Annotated in this window: 19 protein-coding genes; 13 read left to right on the plus strand and 6 right to left on the minus strand. The window is 69.9% G+C overall.

Features of this window, described 5'->3' with window-relative positions:
* Positions 1–43: 43 nt before the first annotated feature.
* The 4 genes from ACFYPG_RS14415 to ACFYPG_RS14430 all read left to right on the plus strand — a co-directional run bounded on the left by ACFYPG_RS14415 (position 44) and on the right by ACFYPG_RS14430 (position 2932).
* Positions 44–814 (plus strand): ROK family protein, encoded by a 771-nt coding sequence (locus tag ACFYPG_RS14415; RefSeq protein WP_355005737.1) that lies wholly within the window; start codon positions 44–46, stop codon positions 812–814.
* 131 nt (positions 815–945) lie between these two features.
* Positions 946–1314 carry a tetratricopeptide repeat protein gene (locus ACFYPG_RS14420; protein WP_355005736.1) on the plus strand — a complete coding sequence of 123 codons (369 nt, stop codon included), beginning with the start codon at positions 946–948 and terminating at the stop codon, positions 1312–1314.
* Between the two features lie 119 nt (positions 1315–1433).
* On the plus strand, positions 1434–1688 hold the full coding sequence (locus ACFYPG_RS14425) for a Smr/MutS family protein (RefSeq protein ID WP_007465523.1): 255 nt from the start codon (positions 1434–1436) through the stop codon (positions 1686–1688).
* A gap of 227 nt (positions 1689–1915) precedes the next feature.
* Positions 1916–2932 (plus strand): hypothetical protein, encoded by a 1017-nt coding sequence (locus tag ACFYPG_RS14430; RefSeq protein WP_387352708.1) that lies wholly within the window; start codon positions 1916–1918, stop codon positions 2930–2932.
* A 258-nt stretch (positions 2933–3190) separates the two neighbouring features.
* On the opposite strand, the gene ACFYPG_RS14435 is transcribed toward ACFYPG_RS14430, so the two are convergent.
* Complete coding sequence (locus ACFYPG_RS14435; RefSeq protein ID WP_387352219.1) at positions 3191–3817, minus strand: class I SAM-dependent methyltransferase; 627 nt, start codon at positions 3815–3817, stop codon at positions 3191–3193.
* Positions 3814–4416, minus strand: coding sequence for a DinB family protein (locus ACFYPG_RS14440; RefSeq protein ID WP_387352221.1), 603 nt, complete (start codon positions 4414–4416; stop codon positions 3814–3816). Before ACFYPG_RS14440 ends, ACFYPG_RS14435 begins: the two co-directional genes overlap by 4 nt.
* A gap of 184 nt (positions 4417–4600) precedes the next feature.
* Between ACFYPG_RS14440 and ACFYPG_RS14445 the strand changes: the two genes are divergently transcribed.
* From ACFYPG_RS14445 to ACFYPG_RS14460, 4 genes are all read left to right on the plus strand, one after another.
* Positions 4601–5098: an NUDIX hydrolase gene (locus ACFYPG_RS14445; protein ID WP_387352223.1), complete on the plus strand. Its 498-nt coding sequence runs from the start codon at positions 4601–4603 to the stop codon at positions 5096–5098.
* 82 nt (positions 5099–5180) lie between these two features.
* Positions 5181–6629 carry an ATP-binding protein gene (locus ACFYPG_RS14450; protein WP_387352225.1) on the plus strand — a complete coding sequence of 483 codons (1449 nt, stop codon included), beginning with the start codon at positions 5181–5183 and terminating at the stop codon, positions 6627–6629.
* 128 nt (positions 6630–6757) lie between these two features.
* Positions 6758–6952 carry a hypothetical protein gene (locus tag ACFYPG_RS14455; RefSeq protein ID WP_387352227.1) on the plus strand — a complete coding sequence of 65 codons (195 nt, stop codon included), beginning with the start codon at positions 6758–6760 and terminating at the stop codon, positions 6950–6952.
* A 1-nt stretch (position 6953) separates the two neighbouring features.
* Positions 6954–7247 carry a hypothetical protein gene (locus ACFYPG_RS14460; RefSeq protein ID WP_387352229.1) on the plus strand — a complete coding sequence of 98 codons (294 nt, stop codon included), beginning with the start codon at positions 6954–6956 and terminating at the stop codon, positions 7245–7247.
* 86 nt (positions 7248–7333) lie between these two features.
* Here the strand turns inward: ACFYPG_RS14460 and ACFYPG_RS14465 are convergent, their stop codons facing one another.
* Positions 7334–7768, minus strand: coding sequence for a GNAT family N-acetyltransferase (locus tag ACFYPG_RS14465; protein ID WP_387352231.1), 435 nt, complete (start codon positions 7766–7768; stop codon positions 7334–7336).
* Positions 7769–7916: 148 nt separating this feature from the next.
* On the opposite strand from ACFYPG_RS14465, the gene ACFYPG_RS14470 reads away from it, so the two are divergent.
* Positions 7917–8237 carry an ArsR/SmtB family transcription factor gene (locus ACFYPG_RS14470; RefSeq protein ID WP_387352233.1) on the plus strand — a complete coding sequence of 107 codons (321 nt, stop codon included), beginning with the start codon at positions 7917–7919 and terminating at the stop codon, positions 8235–8237.
* The gene (locus ACFYPG_RS14475) at positions 8200–8706 is read left to right on the plus strand and encodes an SRPBCC domain-containing protein (RefSeq protein WP_387352710.1); all 507 of its coding nucleotides are present in this window, start codon (positions 8200–8202) and stop codon (positions 8704–8706) included. Before ACFYPG_RS14470 ends, ACFYPG_RS14475 begins: the two co-directional genes overlap by 38 nt.
* Positions 8707–8743: 37 nt before the next feature.
* Here the strand turns inward: ACFYPG_RS14475 and ACFYPG_RS14480 are convergent, their stop codons facing one another.
* Complete coding sequence (locus tag ACFYPG_RS14480) at positions 8744–8992, minus strand: hypothetical protein (RefSeq protein ID WP_387352234.1); 249 nt, start codon at positions 8990–8992, stop codon at positions 8744–8746.
* 194 nt (positions 8993–9186) lie between these two features.
* Here ACFYPG_RS14480 and ACFYPG_RS14485 point away from each other — a divergent pair, with 194 nt between their 5' ends.
* Positions 9187–9987: a proline hydroxylase gene (locus ACFYPG_RS14485; protein ID WP_387352236.1), complete on the plus strand. Its 801-nt coding sequence runs from the start codon at positions 9187–9189 to the stop codon at positions 9985–9987.
* Positions 9988–10002: 15 nt separating this feature from the next.
* Positions 10003–10944 carry a threonine/serine dehydratase gene (locus ACFYPG_RS14490; protein WP_387352238.1) on the plus strand — a complete coding sequence of 314 codons (942 nt, stop codon included), beginning with the start codon at positions 10003–10005 and terminating at the stop codon, positions 10942–10944.
* A 41-nt stretch (positions 10945–10985) separates the two neighbouring features.
* On the opposite strand, the gene ACFYPG_RS14495 is transcribed toward ACFYPG_RS14490, so the two are convergent.
* A complete protein-coding gene (locus ACFYPG_RS14495; RefSeq protein WP_387352239.1) occupies positions 10986–13136 on the minus strand; it encodes a tetratricopeptide repeat protein in 2151 nt (716 codons plus the stop codon).
* 281 nt (positions 13137–13417) lie between these two features.
* Between ACFYPG_RS14495 and ACFYPG_RS14500 the strand changes: the two genes are divergently transcribed.
* A complete protein-coding gene (locus ACFYPG_RS14500) occupies positions 13418–13906 on the plus strand; it encodes a hypothetical protein (RefSeq protein ID WP_387352241.1) in 489 nt (162 codons plus the stop codon).
* Positions 13907–13960: 54 nt separating this feature from the next.
* Here the strand turns inward: ACFYPG_RS14500 and ACFYPG_RS14505 are convergent, their stop codons facing one another.
* Positions 13961–16381, minus strand: a complete 2421-nt coding sequence (locus ACFYPG_RS14505; RefSeq protein WP_387352242.1) for a M28 family peptidase — start codon at positions 16379–16381, stop codon at positions 13961–13963.
* Positions 16382–16481 lie beyond the last annotated feature (100 nt).

Raw genomic sequence — 16481 nt, forward strand, 5'->3', positions numbered from 1 at the left:
GCCGCCTGCATATCACTGCTCCCCAGCGGGCAGACTCAACGACGTGGTGACCACACTGGCGATCGACTGCGGCGGCGGGGGCATCAAGGCGTCCGTGCTCGACGAGGCGGGAACGATGCGGGCCCGGCCGTTGCGGGTGCCCACCCCGTACCCGTTGCCGCCCGCGCTGTTTGTCCGGACCCTGCGGGATCTCGGCGGGCGCCTGCCAACGGCGGACCGGCTCACTGTCGGCGTACCCGGGATGATCCGGCACGGAGTGGTCGTGAGCACGCCGCACTACGTGACCCGCAGCGGCCCCCGCAGTCGGGTCGACCCGGACCTGCTGGCCGAGTGGTCCGGCTGGGACGCGCGCGGCGCGCTGGCCGACGCGTTCGGGGTGCCGGCGCTGGTGCTCAACGACGCCGAGGTGCACGGTGCCGGAGTGGTCGCCGGCACCGGCTGCGAGCTGGTGCTGACCCTGGGGACGGGGCTGGGCAGCGCGCTCTTCGACGGCGGGGTGCTCGCACCGCACCTGGAGCTGTCGCACGCGCCGGTGCGCTGGGGCACCACCTACGACACGTACGTCGGCGAGCCGGAACGGCGGCGGCTCGGCGACGCCTTCTGGTCCCGTCGGATCCGGCAGGTGGTGGACGGGCTGCGCCCGGTGTTCCGCTGGGACCGGCTCTACCTGGGTGGGGGCAACTCCCGACTGATCCGGCCCGAGCAGCTGGCCCGGATGGGCGACGACGTGGTGGTGGTGCCCAACACCGCCGGAATCGTCGGCGGAGTGCGCGCCTGGGAACTGTCCGCCGGACGACGCAACGCCCGCACCTGACCATTCGACGCCTCTTCGGCGGCCCATCGGCGGCCGGAAGTGACCCGATCTCGACCCCGGGAACAGTCGCCAAACGTCCGGTGTTGTGCCAGCGTCGGAACAGGTGACGGTGCGACCCGAGGAGGTGGCAGATGGATCTTCTGGCGGACTACCGGCGGGCGACCATGTTCTTCGAGACCGGTGACCCCAGCGGTGCAGCCCGACTGCTGGAGCCGATCATCGACGCCGAACCCGGCAACGCTGCGGTCCGGCAACTGCTGGCCCGGGCGTACTTCCAGTCGGCCCAGCTCAACAGGGCCGAGGAGCACCTGCGTGAGCTGGTCGAACGGGACCCGAGCGACCACTACGCGCACCACGTGCTCGGTCGGACGCTGGAGCGGCTGAACCGGCACACCGACGCGCTGCGGCACCTGCGGATCGCCGCAGCGATGTACGCGGCCAACGACGACTACCGGACCGCGCTGGAGCGGGTGGAGACCCGAGTGGGCGGTCGGCGCTGAGCGTGCGAGTCGACGTGGCAGGGGCGGTCCTTCGGGGCCGCCCCTTCGTCGTCGTCGGACGACCTGGCGGACGTGCCTAGGATGGCGGACATGGGACCTGACCGGCCGGGGGCTGCGGCATGAAGCTCAAGCTGGACCTGCACGAGATCTTCAACAAGGGCCAGGACATCGACCGGGCGTTGCGCGGGATCATGGACGAGGCGGTGGCGAAGAAGGCCACCCTCGTCGAGATCATCCCCGGCAAGGGGTCCGGCCAGCTCAAGAAGCGGGTGCTGCGGTTCCTCGACCAGAAGGACGTCAAGCAGCTCTACCACCGGGTGGAGAAGGACTCGAAGAACTTCGGCCGCCTCTTCGTCCACTTCCGCTGGAAGTAAGACCCCACACCGCCTCCAATAGTGAGGACTGGCACGAAGCCTGCTTCGAGGTCAGCGGTGGGGCGTCGTACTGCTGCGGAATGATGTACGAGGACGGCGAGGACACCTGCATGAGTTGCGGCGAGCCTGTCTAGCCTCTGCGCTGAGGTGTAGGCGGCTACTAGTTTCGAAACATGACATCTGGACCTTCGCGCCACCGCCCCGGAGTCGGTTGGCTGGTCCGCATGCTGCCGACCCGGGCGATCGAGGCGGCGTCCCACCTCCAGGCGTTCGTGCTCTCCGGCGTGGTTACCGTGCTGGCCTTGCGGGCGTACCTGGAGGCCACGAACTATCCGCAGATCGGCGGCGGCGGGCTGCACATCGCGCACGTGCTTTGGGGCGGCCTGCTGCTCGTGGTCGGCCTGGGGATCCCGTTGGTGTTCCTCGGCGAAGGATCACGCACCGCCGGGGCGGTGGTCGGCGGCGTCGGGTTCGGGCTGTTCATCGACGAGGTGGGAAAGTTCGTCACGACCGGCACCGACTACTTCTACGCCCCGGCCGCCGCCATCATCTACGTCGCGTTCGCCCTGCTCGTGCTTCTCACCCAGGCGGTACGCGGGCGTACCGGCCGGTCGCGGCTGACCTCGGCCGAGCGCACCGCCAACGCGCTGGACATGGTGCTCAGAGGTCTGCCCGCCGGGCTGACCGACCGGCACCGGGCGGACGTACGTCGTCTGGTGCGGGGCGCCGGTCCGGCCACCGAGGAGGCCATTGCGCAGTTGCTGGACACGGTGCCTCGGCGGGAACCACCTCCGGTCCGGTTCTGGCAGCGGGCGGCGGACGGATTCCGGCGTCTCGCCGTCTGGGCGACCAGGCAGCGCTGGCTGGTCTGGCTGGTGGTGGTCTACCTGGTGGTGGAGCCGGTGCTGATCATGGTGGCGGTGCTGGTGGACGGTGTGACCGGAGAGCTGGACCAGGAGCGCGAGTGGGGTGCGGTTGTCGGTGTCACCGCCACCGCGTTGGTCACGGCGGTGCTCAGCCTGAGGGCGGCGTGGTTGCTGCGCTCGGACCGCCGGCAAGCGTTCCGGTTCTTCAAGCTCGCGTTGCTGGTCAATCTGCTGTTCGGGCAGGTCTTCAACTTCACCGTCAACCAGTTCGGCGCGGTCGCCGTGGTCGCGCTCGACCTGGCCCTGCTGGGGGTGGTGACCGCTGAGCACCGCCGGCTGCGGCGCGCCGCCGATCGAGGCGACCTGCCATCGCACTGACCGGTGCGGCATCGCCGCGGTGGTCATCTGATCCGGCTTGATCGACCAGACCTCGCTAGATCATGTCGTTGGACTGACTATCGAATGGCGTTCAGCGTCGCGGAAGTCGGCAGTGGCTTGCTCGTGCGGACTAGAGACCGGTCCCACCACCCGGCCCCCCACATCGCGGTCCGGGACGACAGCAAAATGACGCACGCTCATCGAGAGCCGTGGCCCGGCCGGGCGACGGGGCCAGCACTGCCTGCGGCTCGGGCCAGGTCAGCTCTCTGGGCGCTGCGCCCAGAAGAGGGCGTGCCCGCTGCTGCCCTCCGGGACGAGATCCTCGGCGATGATTGTCAGCCCTGCCTGTCGCAGCCAGGAGCGGTAACTGGAGGCGTCGGCTTGGCTCCACCACATGGTGGCGGGGCCATCGAGCCAGTTGTCCTCGGTGCCGGTCCAGGCGCTGTTGCCGACGGTGGTGAGCAGCCAGCCGCCGGGGCGTAACCAGGTGGCGATGCTCCTGATGAGCTGCGGTTGATCGGCCAGGGGCATGTGGATAACTGCGTACAGGCAGACCACGGCATCGAACGAGCCTGGCGGCAGGTCGAGCCGGGTGGCGTCGGCCCGGAGAAAGGTGCCGTTGGGCACCAGGCGGCGCGCCCGCTCGATTTGCACGTCGCTGATGTCAACGCCGGTGACGCGGTGTCCAGCGTTGGCGAGGAATCGGGCGACCGGCACTCCACAGCCGCACCCGAGGTCGAGGACCGCCGCTGAGGCAGGCAGGCGCTGGTGTAAGCCGGCGAGCCAGGGAGCGTACTGGCCGTCGTCGGCGTCGTCCGATCGATAGTGGTAGGAGAGTGCGTCGTACCCGCGTCGGACCAGGTCAGGCTCGTCGCTTCTGTTCATTCAGGGAACGCCAAGAGGCTCGGTGCCGCTTGCCGATCCATTGATCGCGGTGCGGCTTCGTCTCGCCAGCGGTAGAGGTCGCGCAGCAGGGAGATTTCGGCACCGTGATGGATCAGCTCCCTGTTGACGTGCAGGACGATGCCCTCCATGGGAAACCGCTCTGGACCCACACTGGGCGGATTGTCGAGGTCGGCGTCCGAGAGTTCGCGGACCCCCGCGTTCCATCTCCCATACATCTCGTCGAGCTGCCTCAGCGCCTCGTCAGCGGTCCCCGCGTAGGCGAACGTCTGGGAGTCGACCTCCTTGCCGCCGAAGTGCCAGGCGACCCGATAGCCCAGGCAGGAGACGATGATGTGCGCCAGCCGCCAGGCAATCGTGGTCCCCGGCGCAGGCACCGGTTCGGGGGACGCGGATTCCATCGTCCATGTTCTCGAGCCCGCCGACATCGGTGCGGCCGACGTGCCACGTGGGCGGATGCTCCAGCAGCCACGCACCGGCTCCCAGAAGTACTCCTCATCGGCAAGACCGTGCAGCCGCGGCCGCAGGTTCTTGTGCCAGTGCCGGTCCAGCTGGTCCGCGATGCGCTCGCTTCTCGCCATTTCCGCACATTACCTATTACGGAGACCCGCCAGCGCCCCTCGCGGACGCCGTCGCCACTCGTGGGCCGCGAGTGTGTACCCGTCTCGGCCGCTGACTCTGTGTGTGATCACGGCTGAACAGGCGCATCCAGCCGCAGAGCCGAGCTGGGCGTCGACGGCGATCTCTGACCCGTAGGGTGTTCTGATGTCGGCGGTTAACCTGCGGCGGTCGGCGCGTGCGGTCGTCGTTGATGAGGACGACCGCGTTCTGCTGCTCCGACTCGCCATTCCCGATCCGGCTGGCACCATCACCGTTTGGATCACTCCCGGGGGTGGCGTCGAAGACGGCGAGACAGCATTGGCGGCCCTGCGGCGAGAGCTGCGCGAAGAGGTCGGTCTTGCTGTCGATGTCGACCCGCCTCACGTCTGGCGCCAGGAGATAGTCGCCGCCGGGTTCGCACCCGGCCACGATGGCGTCGTGAACGACTACTTCCTCGTTCGGACCGCGTCGTTCACGCCGCGCGGGGCGATGAGCGATGAGGAACTCGCCGCCGAGCACGTCGTCGGCTGGCGTTGGTGGTCGCTGTCAGAGATCAGGGAGTACGTCGGCCCGGAACTGTTCTCGCCCCGCGACCTCGCCACGCCGTTGACCGAATTGATCAATGCTGGAGTGTCAGCCCAAACCGTCGCGCTCGGCTCGTGAATCACATCAACGCCAGGTGTGACAACCTTCAGCTTAGCTAGACTGTTCCGAAGTAAGATGCAATCTAGCCTCGGGAGGGCCGATGTTCGTCGGGCGACGCACGGAACTCGACCTGCTCGGCAGGCAGCTTGATCATGTAAAGCGCACCGGCGGTGGGCGCTCAGTCGCTATCCGCGGTCGCCGGCAGGTGGGCAAGTCGCGGCTGGTGCAGGAGTTGTGCGACCGGGTCGATCTGCCGTACTGCTTCTACACCGCGGTCAAGGGCGCATCGAGCATCGAGGCGGTCGGCTACTTTCTCGGCGCCTTGCGCGACTCGTCGCTGCTCACCTCCGGCGGTCGTGACCTTCTACCGTCCCAGCCGCCGGCCGGTGGCTGGGGAGACATGCTGCGGGTCCTGGCGGGCGTCCTGCCCGATACGCCGAGTGTGGTCGTCCTCGACGAACTGCCCTGGATCTCCGAGCAGGACGCGACCTTCGACGGGCACCTGCAGGTTGCCTGGGACCGGCTCATCTCCAGCAAGCCAGTGCTACTGCTGCTGCTCGGCAGTGATCTGCACATGATGCAGCGGTTCACCGAGTACGACCGCCCGTTCTACGGCAGGGCCACGAACATGGTCCTCGGCCCGTTCAATCTTGCCGAGACCGCCTCCGTGACCGGGTTGAGTGGCGCGGACGCGATCGATGCGCACCTGATCACCGGCGGCTTGCCAGGTGTGGCTCTGGAGTGGTCCCCGGGAGTGCCCCCTGCCGACTTCCTGAGTCAGGAGATCGCCAACAAGACTTCAGCGCTGTTCACCGTCCCCGAACAGTCCCTGGCGTCGGAGTTTCCCGCTCCGGACACTGCCCGGCGCATTCTGGAAGCGGTCGGCGGGGTAGGTAGCCGGACGTTCAGCAACATCGCTGCTGCCGCTGGCGACCGCGGCGGCCCGGTCAGCTCCGGCACCCTTGCCCCGCTGCTGCACCGGCTCGTCGAGGAGAAACAGGTCCTCGCTGTCGACAGGCCGTTGTCCACCAAGCCCAGCAAGCTGGCGCAATACCGGATCGCGGACAGCAATCTGCGCCTGTACCTGGCCATTTTGCGCGACGTGCATCAACTGGTTCTGCGCGACCGGCCAGCGGCTGCTCGCGCCGTCCTCGAAAGTCGGTGGTCCTCCTGGCGGGGCAACGCCGTTGAACCAATCATCCGCGATGCTCTCGCCATCTCCGCCGGTGCCGGAGGCTTGCCCTGGAAGGACACGTGGGAAGTCGGCGGCTGGTGGAACCGGCAGTCCAACCCGGAGATTGATCTCGTCGGAGCCGATCGGGCCCCGATCGCTTCCCGCATCGCGTTCGCTGGCTCCATCAAGTGGCAGGACGGCCCGTTCGACCGGCACCATCTCGACGAACTGCGGCGTCACGCCCCGCTGATCCCTGGGTTTCAGCCGGAGACCAGCGGCCTGGTCGTGGTCAGCCGCTCCGGAGTCGACCTTCCGGCCGGGGCCGTGGACCTTGTCTGGGGACCTGACGACGTCATCCAGGCATGGTCGGCCTGAAGCCGTCGAGCGATGCGCTGGGAGCCCTGAGGTTGAGCGGTGAATCGGGCGGGCGGCGCGTGCTGGGCGCGTGAGGATCGGCCGTACCGCCGCCGCGAAAGCGCGAGGCGGCGTGCTCTCATGACCGCGTGAAGCTGACGGCACTGATCCGGGCCAGTAAGCGGCAATTCCTGTTCGGCGCGGTGATGTGGGGTATCGGCGCCCCTCTCATGTTCTACGCCCTCTTCCAGGGGATGCCCACGCTCTACTTCATAGGATTGATGACGATGGCCGTCGGCACTGGCATCGTCGCCAGGTGCCTGCGGCAGGCGGCGGGGAAGTGACGTGCCGGACTCGCTGAACGTGTGGGCAGGCTGGGCCTGCGTCGGGTTGGCCCTGCTGTTCGCACTCAACGGGGTGCGGCTCCTGCGGGAGGAGCGGAATCGGCGTTTGACACCCAGCCGGCCGTTCAGCGGACGTGAGCTGTTGTGGGAGAGCGCCGCGATGGCATTGCTGGGAACCGGAAATCTGGTCGGCGGAACATGGGTGCTGCTCGCCATCCCGGCAGTGATCATCATGATGGTGCTACTCGCGCGGCTGTTTGCCCGCTCGGGCGGTCGACGGCGTCAGTCGCGCTAACCAGGTAAAGCCACTCAGGCTGTCACGCCGTTGCAGTCGAGCCGGCCGGCGACGGACCGGGTGTGCGACCCGGGCGGCTGACGGCGTCATGGAAGGGTGCGCACCATCGTGTCCGCGTCCTCGAAGGACTCGACCGTGCGGAACCCCTCGGCGGCGTACAGCCTTGCGGCGAAGTTCGCTCGCTCCACGCTCAGCGACACGGTGCTGATGCCACGTGCTCGGGCGGCGTCGAGAACGGCCCGTAGTAGCGCCCGCCCCACACCTCGGCCCCTCCAGTTCTCCACCACGCCGATGGTCAACTCCGGCACGTCGTCACTCACGTACCCGTAGCCAGGGTCGGCGGCGGTCAGGTAGCGGAACCAGGCCGCGCCGACCGGCCGACCGGCCGCATCCACCGCCAGCAGGCCGAAGTCGGTCGGCTGCATCCAGCCAGCGACGTAGTGCGCCAGTGCCGGATTCTCCAGGATCTGCTCGCGCGACCAGTTGCGCTCGGGCAGCCAGTTCACGGCCTCGACGAGCATGTCGACAAGGAAGTCGACATCGGCCGGGTAGCTGCGCGGACGTCGAGATCAGTCACTCCGAAGCCTCACACACAAGATCGATACGGCCAATGCCATTTCATCTGCGGACCTGCTTGACTAGCATGTCGGTAAGTCGTAGCTTACGTTCGTGGTGACTTACGAAGCGCATTCGGGCTGGGAGGCGCTCGGCGATCCCAGCCGGCTCGCCATCGTCCAGCGCCTGGCCGAGCGTCCGTGTGCCGTCGGGGAGTTGGCGGACGAGCTGCCGATCAGCCGGCCGGCCGTGTCACAGCACCTCAAGGTGCTCAAGAGTGCCGGCCTCGTCATCGACCAGGCGATGGGAACCCGCCGGGTCTACCGGTTGAGCCCGGTGGGGTTGAGCGCGCTGCGGGACCAGCTCGACACCTTCTGGCGTCGAGCGCTCAACGGATATCAGGACGTCGTCGAAGAGGCGGAGGAGAGTTCATGACGCAAGCGGCTACAGCGGTGGTGCGCCGCCAGATCGTCGTCAACGTACCGGTCGAGCGGGCCTTCACCGTGTTCGCCGAGCGGTTCGGCGACTTCAAGCCACCCGAGCACACCCTGCTCGACGTCCCGGTCACCGCTACCGTGTTCGAGCCCAGGGTCGGCGGGCACATCTACGACGTCGGGGCCGACGGCAGCGAGTGCCGGTGGGCGCGTACGAGCCGCCGACCCGGATCGTCTTCAGCTGGGACATCGGACCGACCTGGCAGATCGAGACGAACCTGGCCCTCACCAGCGAGGTGGAGATCCGATTCGTGGCCGAGACCCCGTCCCGGACCCGGGTCGAGCTTGAGCACCGGAACATCGACCGACACGGCCCCGGCTGGGAGTCGATTCGGGACGGCGTCGACACCGACACCGGGTGGCCGCTGTACCTCAGTCGTTACGAGTCCTTCTTCGGGGCCGATAGCTAGGGGTGCGCGAACCACTCGACGGGAAGGAGGTTTCGGGTCAGTGGGCTGCCGCGTCGGCGCGGGTGCCGTGGCCGGCCGGGCGTCGGGACCAGCACTGTGGGCGCTGCCTGACGGCGAGCTCCAGGGCCTGATGGTCGGACTCGATCATTTCCCGGGCTATTCGACGCGCCATTTCCAGGCGGTCGACGTGCATGTCAAGATCCGTCGGGCCGGCGCCTGCCATCTCGAACTCCTTGTCAGCGTTCGAACTAGTCGCATCATGCGTCACGCCGAGAATCGTCACCATTCCCCGATCGGTGGAAAGCTTCCGCCGTACGGCTCGGTGTCAGTTACCCCGGTTGCGCCGATGGTAGCGGTGGCCGCGCCACGTCGCCCGGAACTGCGTACACCTTGTCTTGCCTGCGGTTTGTACATTGCACGGTGCGCGGGTCGGGGGGCGCGACAAGTCCGGTGAGGGATCTTCGTTACGGGAGGACCGCCGTGCAGCATTCGAGCAGGACCGATCCCTTGTTCGTCGCCGTCGAATCAGAATCGATCACCCGAGCGGATGTCGCCGGGCTCATCGCGGGGCGGCTGGCCGCCGTTCGGGTGCCGGGGTTGCTCTCCGTGGCCCGCTGCCAGGCGATCACCGCCGCCCTCGCCAACGCGCCGATGGACCGCTACGACGAGAGCCGGGTCTTTCCCGTCGTCGCCAAGTTCGGTCCGGCCATCAACGACCACCGGTCCGCCGGGGAGCTCCGCGAGGACTACTGGGACGCGGCCAGCGCGGCCGAGAAGAGCTGGTCCACGCTGGGCGTGTCGGACTCGCCCCGGGACCTGTGCCTGGCTGCGTTCCGCGGTGCCTGGCCGGATGTGGCACCTGGGCGTCGGCAGGGTCGGGAGATGCACGTCGGCGTCGTCCGCGAGATCAACGCGGGGCTCCAGGTGCACTTCGACGACGCGGTACGGGAGTACGCGGGCCGGCTGCTCGACAGCGAGGTGGTGGCCCAGTTGGCGTTCAACATCTACATCCGCGTGCCACCGGCCGGTGGTGAGACGGTGCTGTGGCGGCGGCGCTGGCAGCCGGACGACGAGCTGCTGCGGATCCCCGGCGGGTACGGCTTCCAGGAGGCGGTCGTCGCCGACACGCAGTCGTTGACGTTGCGCCCCACGCTCGGGGAGGGCTTTCTGTTTGATCCGCGGCACTATCACACGGTGCGTCAGGCGTCGGATGGCCGACGGATCTCCATAGGATGTTTCGTCGGGCTCACCGACGATGGTCGACTGGCCCTCTGGTCGTAGTGAAGGGCGTTCCCCATGGTGGACAGAAGCGACGTCGAGGCGGCCGCGGCCCTTGTCGAGGGGCGGGTCCGGGAAACCCCGGTCATTGCCGTCGACGGCGCCGATCTGGGTGTGCCGGGGCAGCTCAGTCTCAAGTTGGAGCTGCATCAGCACACCGGCTCGTTCAAGCCGCGCGGCGCGTTCAACCGGATGCTCCAGGGGTCCCTGCCCTCGGCCGGGGTGATCGCCGCGTCGGGCGGCAACCATGGCCTCGCCGTCGCGTACGCGGCCCGGTCGTTGGGCGTGCCGGCGGAGGTCTTCGTGCCGGTCACCGCCTCGCCGGTGAAGGTGCAGCGGTTGGCCGGGCTGGGCGCACAGGTGCGCCAGGTTGGCCAGCACTACGCCGAGGCCCTGGCCGCGAGCACGCAGCGGGCCGCAGAGACCGGCGCGCTGGTGGTGCACGCGTACGACCAGCCGGAGGTGGTGGCCGGTCAGGGCACCGTCGGCCGCGAGTTGGAGCGGCAGGTGGACGGGATCGACACCGTGCTGGTGGCGGTCGGTGGCGGCGGGTTGGTGTCCGGCATCGCCAGTTGGTTCGGTGGTTCGGTACGGGTCGTGGCGGTCGAGCCGGAGCAGATCCCCACCCTGCACTCGGCCCTGAAGGCGGGTCGTCCGGTCGACATCGAGGTGGGTGGCATCGCCACCGATTCGTTGGGTGCCCGGCGGATCGGCGAGATCGCCTTCGACACCGCCCGTCGGACCGAGGTGGTGTCCGTGCTGGTCCGCGACGAGGACCTGGTGCGGGCGCGTCGGCTGCTCTGGTCGGAGCTGCGGGTCGCCGCCGAGTTGGGTGGCGCCGCCGCGTTGGCCGCGCTGGTCGGCGGCGCGTACGTGCCGCAGCCGGGGGAGCGGGTGGCAGTGATCATCTGCGGTGGCAACACCGACCCCAGCGACCTGGGCCCGGCCGCGCCGCGCTGACCGGCCGCGCCGCACTGACCGGCCGCGCCGCACTGCACCGGTCAGTCGCCGTGGCGCAGCCGGCGCAGCGCGTGCTCCACCTGGAGGGTGTCCAGGTGGGTGTCGCCGAGGAGTCGCCGACGGTCGGCCAGCAACTGCTCGTACACCTCGATCGCCGCGTCGACCTGCTCCTCGAGCAGCAGCACCAGGGCCAGGGTGGATCGGATCGCGAGCACCTCGCTGCGGTCGGCGTGCCGGGATTCCACAGTGGCCAGGGTGGCGCGCAGCTCGGCTTCCGCCTCGGCGAACCGGTCCTGCGCCTGCATGCAGCGGGCCAGCGTGTGCCGGGCCTGCCAGGTCTCCGGTTGGTTGAGTGGCCACAACCGGTAGCGGACCTCCAGGATGGCGTGCAGCATCTCCTCGGCCTCGGGCGCCCGTTGCTGGGCCAGCACCGCCAGCGCCAGGCTGTGCCGCACGATCATGGTGTCCCAGTGTTCCGGGCCGCGTACCTGATCCTCGGCGGCGACGATCTGCCGCAGCTCCACCTCGGCCTCCGGCCACTGCCGCTGCGCCATGATCGCCTTGGTGAGCTTGTGCCGGCTGGCGAGGGTGTCGGCGTCGTCGCTGCCCAGCACCCTGGTGCGGTCGGCGATCACCTCGCGGAGCACCCGGTCGGCCATCTCCGGCTGGTTGCGCTCCAGCCAGGTGCGGCCCAGTTCGTGGCGCAGCGCCAGCACCTGCGGCCGGTCCAGGTCGTGGTCGTACGCGGTGCAACCGCGCACGATCGGGTCGAGGATGTCGAAGGCCGAGCCGGGTAGGCCGATCGCGATGAGGTAGCGGGCGGTGAGTCGGGTCAGCTCCAGCGCGCGGCGTACCGTCTCGGGGTCGTGCTTGTGTTTCTGCGGCACGAGGTATTCCCGCACGGCCTCGACCAGGTGCGGCACCAGCACGTCCCAGTTGGTCCAGGCTGCGGAGTCGTCCGGGTTCTGCCCTGCGGTGGCGGCGAGCAGCAGCTTCATGACCAACCCGTGGTATTCGGCGATCTGCTCACGCACCTCGTCGCGGTCGCGGAACATCGCGTGCACCAGTGGGTGCAGCGAGAGCACGTGCGCGAACGCAGGATCGGTGACCTCCTCCTGCACGTCGAAGTCGACCAGGGCCAGGTTGCCGATGCCCTCCAGCACCTTCACCCGCTGCCGGCCGGTGAGCCCCTTGAAGAGCGGCGACTCGGCCAGGATGGCCGGCTTGAGCACCACCTCGTAGGGCACCGGGGAGATGCTCAGGCAGGCCAGCACGTTGAGCAATGGTCGGCTCTGTTGGAGTTGGCGGCGGGCCAGCAGGTCCAGTGAGATGTCGTCGACCTCGCGGACGATCTCCAGGCCGAGGGACTCGTCGAGGTCGACGTCGGCGGCGTCGCGGGGTGAGCGGAACCGACGCTGCACAGCGGTGCGGTACTCGGCGAAGGTGGTGATCGTGGATGAGCCGCGCCAGACCGGGCTGGCGTTTACCGACCTCAGGTAGTTGCCGGCGGCGCGCAGGGCGAGAGGCAGCCCGCCCAGCTCCCGGGCGAGCTCCCGGGCGTCGGCCAGGCCGCCGGCCTGGGCGCCGGCCCGGTCGATGAGCACCTTCGCGCCGGCCTCGGCGTCGAGTGGACGCACCTGGTGCAGCACCGACCAGGTGCCCCAGGTGGCCCGGTTGCCGTCCCGGCTGGTCACGATGACCATGCCGTCTTCGGCTTCCGGGCTGCGAAGCCAGCCGGTGCCGTCGGCGAGCACTCCGTCGGTGGGGCCCAGGCTGGCGGGCTCGTCCGCACTGTCGAAGATCAACAGCCAGGGCTGCGCGGCCTGGTTGAGGTAGCGCCACACCAGGTCGGTGGCGCTGATCATGCCGGCCCAGGCCTGGTCGACCTGGGTCTCCGACGCGCCGAGTTGGCTGACCACCTCCCGCATCCCGGAGTTGAGCCGCCCGGCCTGCACCCACCAGACCGTCCGGCCGTCGGCACGGGCCCGACGGGCGATCTCCAGCGCGACGTGGCTCTTGCCGGACCCGCCCATGCCGCACAGGATGTGCACCGCGGGTCGGCCCCCGGCATCTTCCCCCGGCTGGATGATCTCGTCGATCAGGTCGTCACGCCCGTGCAGCGGGCTGTCCAGTCGCCCGAGCGGTGGATCGACGGAGACCCGACTCGGCCGGTCGTACGCAGGCCGAGGCACGCCGGCATCCTCGGGTGGAACGTCCGCAGTCAATGCGGTCCCCCTTCGGTGGCGAATTCACAATGGGGCGGCGGCGAAAGATCCTGTCCATCTGATGGACAGTCGGAGGGATTGCCATCCGCACCATGTCGACCGCAAGCGTATCCATCCCCGTACTGGGTTGCACACTCTCCGTTCAGGCCACCAGGCTGACCAAAATCAGCGCCGGAATTCCCAATTCGCCGCTGATTCCGGCCGATCCGCCGTGCGCGGCACTCGACACGGGCATCCACGATGGACTTATGAACTGGTCACCAATCCAGGACGTCGTCGACTGGGGTTCCGTGCCGGACTGGTTCGGCGCGGTCGGCTCCATTGCCAGCGTGCTCTTCGTCTACCTCGGATTGCGACGGGAAATCCGTGCCCGTCGCGACGACGATCTGCGGGTCCGGGCCACCCAGGCTCGGCTGGTCTCGGCGGTGGCCGAGATTCGTGGCACCTCGGTGCTGCGGGTCGCGGTGGCCAACGAGAGCGACGCCCCGGTGCTGGACGTGGTGGTGCTGGCCCGGCTCGCCCCGCCCGACGATTCGGACGCCCCGCCGGTCGGGCTGGCGGCGGCGAAACAGGTCCGACGGATTGCCGGCCGCGACGTGCACGACCTCTTCGTCACCGTCGCGGCGGAGCATCGGCTCCGCCCGGCCGACACCGTTCTGGTGGACCTCACCTTCACCGACCACGACGGTAATCGCTGGCACCGGATCGGTGCCGGCCAACCGGAGCCGGTGAGCTGACCGGAGGAGGAGGTGGTCCGGCGACGAATCACTAGCCGGACCACCTCCAACCCGTCAGAGGGGATAGGTGCGGGCGACCGCCAGCATCTCCGAGCTGTGCGACCCGACGACGCCGACGGCCGGCGGCCGGGGGCGGAAGCCGGGCAGCGCGTCCAACCCGTCACTGGCGTCCATCGCCCGCAGCGCGACCTGCCCGGCGATCGGGCGCACTGTCAACACGACCTCGATGCCCTCCGCCGGCGGGGCGTGGAACACCAGCCCGAAGCCCCACTTCCCGGCGCGGGGCTCCACCGGCACCGACCGCCCCGCCACGTCGGCGCGCAGCACGGTGGCGGTCGACGTGTCGACGTGCAGGGTGGCGAGCCGGGCCACCCGCTGCGGGGTGAGCCGTAGCCGCAGCGTGCGCTCGCCGCCCGCGGTGGCGTCGGCCACCACCTCCAGTTTCGGTGCCGGCAGGTTCGCCGACTGCGCCGGCCCGGCCCGCAACTCACCGTCGCCGAGCCCGGGGAAGTCGTCGCCGACATCGGTGACGCCGTCGACGTAGCCGTCCGTCCACGGCTGCGGGTCGCTCTCGTGGCTGAGCCAACGGGCCTGGCCGGTGCCGGCGTCCAGGGCGTACATCAGGTGGGTGGGAGCGGGGTGGGCGGCGTCGAAGCGGTCGACGCCCAGGCCGACCCCGGCGAGCACCATCGCCGCCACGGCGGCGGCGCCGGCCGGCAGCAGCGCGAGCCGCCGGGCCCGCAGCGCGAGCAGACCACGCTGGCCGCCGGCCTGCGGGTGCAGCAGGTCGACCACCGGCAGGGCGACCAGGCCGAGCAGCACCGCGACCAGCGCGGCCACCCCGCCCATGGCCATCCCCAGCGCGGGGAAGAGCAGCACCACGGTGGGCAGCAGGATGACCACACCCACTGCCGCGGCGGCCGTCACCGCCACCACCGGCCACGGTCCGGCTTGCCGGGTACGCAGCGCGACGAGCCCGCCGAGGGCGCCGGCCAGCGCTGGCACTGTGGTGAGGTACGCCCCACCCGGCACCGCCACGGCGAGCAGCACACCGAGCACTGCCAGCCAGGCCAGCCCGCCGACGGCCAGCGCGGCCGGGCCGATCCGGCGGCGGGTCAGCGCGTACCAGGTGAACAGGATGGCGGCGGCGAGCGCCAGGACGGCCAGCCGGTACCAGATCGGCCGGTACGGGTCGAGCAGTTCCGCGTACCCCGGTCGGATCGTGGTGATCGCCAGCCAGAGCAGTTGGGCGGCGACCGGCGCGGCGATGATCGGCACCAGGGCCAGCGCGAAGCCGGCGGCCAGCCGGCCGGTGCTGGCCCGGCCGCTGCGGCGGGTCAGCCAGCCCAGGGCGGCCACCAGTGCCACCGCGAGCAGGGCCAGCGGCACTGTGAGCCAGCCGGGGTAGCGGACCAGCCCGCCGGGGACGGGGAAGTAGGTGGCGTCGTGCCCGGAGCGCAGGTCGGCCAGGTCGGTGCCACCGAACTCCCGGGCGAGGCCCAACGCGTTGTCCCCGTGCTGCTGGAGGCTGCCCCGGTCCATGGCGGCCGGGGTGTCCAACGGCGTGTGGTAGATCGCGCCCCCGTCGATGTACGCCGAGTTCAGCCCGATGAACTTCTGATCGAGGAAGGCGGTGAAGTCGGTGTCGTTGGGCAGCGCGCGGTAGATCTCCACAGCGAACGAGGTGCCGACCGGGTGTGGGGCGGCCCGGCCGAAGATGTCCACCAGCTTCGCGTTGTTCCGGGACGTCTCGAACATGATCACGGGCCCGGTGGAGCCCCGCGCCTCCAGGTTGAGCACCACACCGCCGTCGGCGGCCAGCGGGTGGCTGGCGGCGAACGCGGCCGCGCCGCAGAGGCACGCCTCCTCGGCGTCGGTCAGGACGAAGACGATGTCGTTGCGCGGTCGGGGGCCGGTGGTCAGCGCGCGGGCCACCTCCAGGATCGTCGACGTGCCGGCCGCGTCGTCGTTGCCGCCCGGCCCGGTCTGCACCGAGTCGTAGTGGGCGACCAGGAAGACCCGGCCCGTCGAGTCGGTGCCCGGCATCCGGGCCACCACGTTGCGGACCCGGGCCAGCGTCGCCCCTCCCGCCGCCCCGCTGAGCTGACCGGCCTCCGGTGCCACGGTGTCCTGCACCTCGGTCTCCAGGCCCAGCCCCCGCAACTGCTGCTCAAGGTGAGCGCGGACCTGCTCGTTGGCCGGGCTGCCGGCGACGTGCGACCGGGCGGCGATCACCTGGACGTCCTCGTACGCCCGGCCGGCGCTGAACGCGCCCGCCGGGGCGTCGGCCGACTTCGGGGCGGGGGTGCGCAGGTCGAGCAGACTGCCGGCGCCGACCGCGGCCAGCGCGACCAGAGCCGCCGCGGCGGCCACGAGCCGCCGGCGCGGCCGGGTCAACGCGCGGTCGGCAAGGGGTACGCCCGGGACCGGACGGGGTGGCGTGCCCGTCGTGGCCGGGGTGGTGGGTGCTCCCACGGGAACTCCTCGGGGGGTGGTGGGGCCTGGGGTGGGATCATCCTGCCCGTCGGTGGCTGTGGAGGGGATGGCCGGTACGTCAGGCGTCCATCAGCCGCCC

The sequence above is a fragment of the Micromonospora sp. NPDC005553 genome (assembly GCF_042871765.1).
GTDB lineage: Bacteria > Actinomycetota > Actinomycetes > Mycobacteriales > Micromonosporaceae > Micromonospora.

Bases quoted from the DNA above. Each gene is read 5' to 3' on its own strand.
- ACFYPG_RS14420 (WP_355005736.1), top strand. From the start codon at position 946: ATGGATCTTCTGGCGGACTACCGGCGGGCGACCATGTTCTTCGAGACC.
- ACFYPG_RS14425 (WP_007465523.1), top strand. From the start codon at position 1,434: ATGAAGCTCAAGCTGGACCTGCACGAGATCTTCAACAAGGGCCAGGAC.
- ACFYPG_RS14435 (WP_387352219.1), bottom strand. From the start codon at position 3,817: ATGAACAGAAGCGACGAGCCTGACCTGGTCCGACGCGGGTACGACGCA.
- ACFYPG_RS14440 (WP_387352221.1), bottom strand. From the start codon at position 4,416: ATGGCGAGAAGCGAGCGCATCGCGGACCAGCTGGACCGGCACTGGCAC.
- ACFYPG_RS14445 (WP_387352223.1), top strand. From the start codon at position 4,601: ATGTCGGCGGTTAACCTGCGGCGGTCGGCGCGTGCGGTCGTCGTTGAT.
- ACFYPG_RS14450 (WP_387352225.1), top strand. From the start codon at position 5,181: ATGTTCGTCGGGCGACGCACGGAACTCGACCTGCTCGGCAGGCAGCTT.
- ACFYPG_RS14465 (WP_387352231.1), bottom strand. From the start codon at position 7,768: ATGCTCGTCGAGGCCGTGAACTGGCTGCCCGAGCGCAACTGGTCGCGC.
- ACFYPG_RS14480 (WP_387352234.1), bottom strand. From the start codon at position 8,992: ATGGTGACGATTCTCGGCGTGACGCATGATGCGACTAGTTCGAACGCT.
- ACFYPG_RS14490 (WP_387352238.1), top strand. From the start codon at position 10,003: ATGGTGGACAGAAGCGACGTCGAGGCGGCCGCGGCCCTTGTCGAGGGG.
- ACFYPG_RS14500 (WP_387352241.1), top strand. From the start codon at position 13,418: ATGAACTGGTCACCAATCCAGGACGTCGTCGACTGGGGTTCCGTGCCG.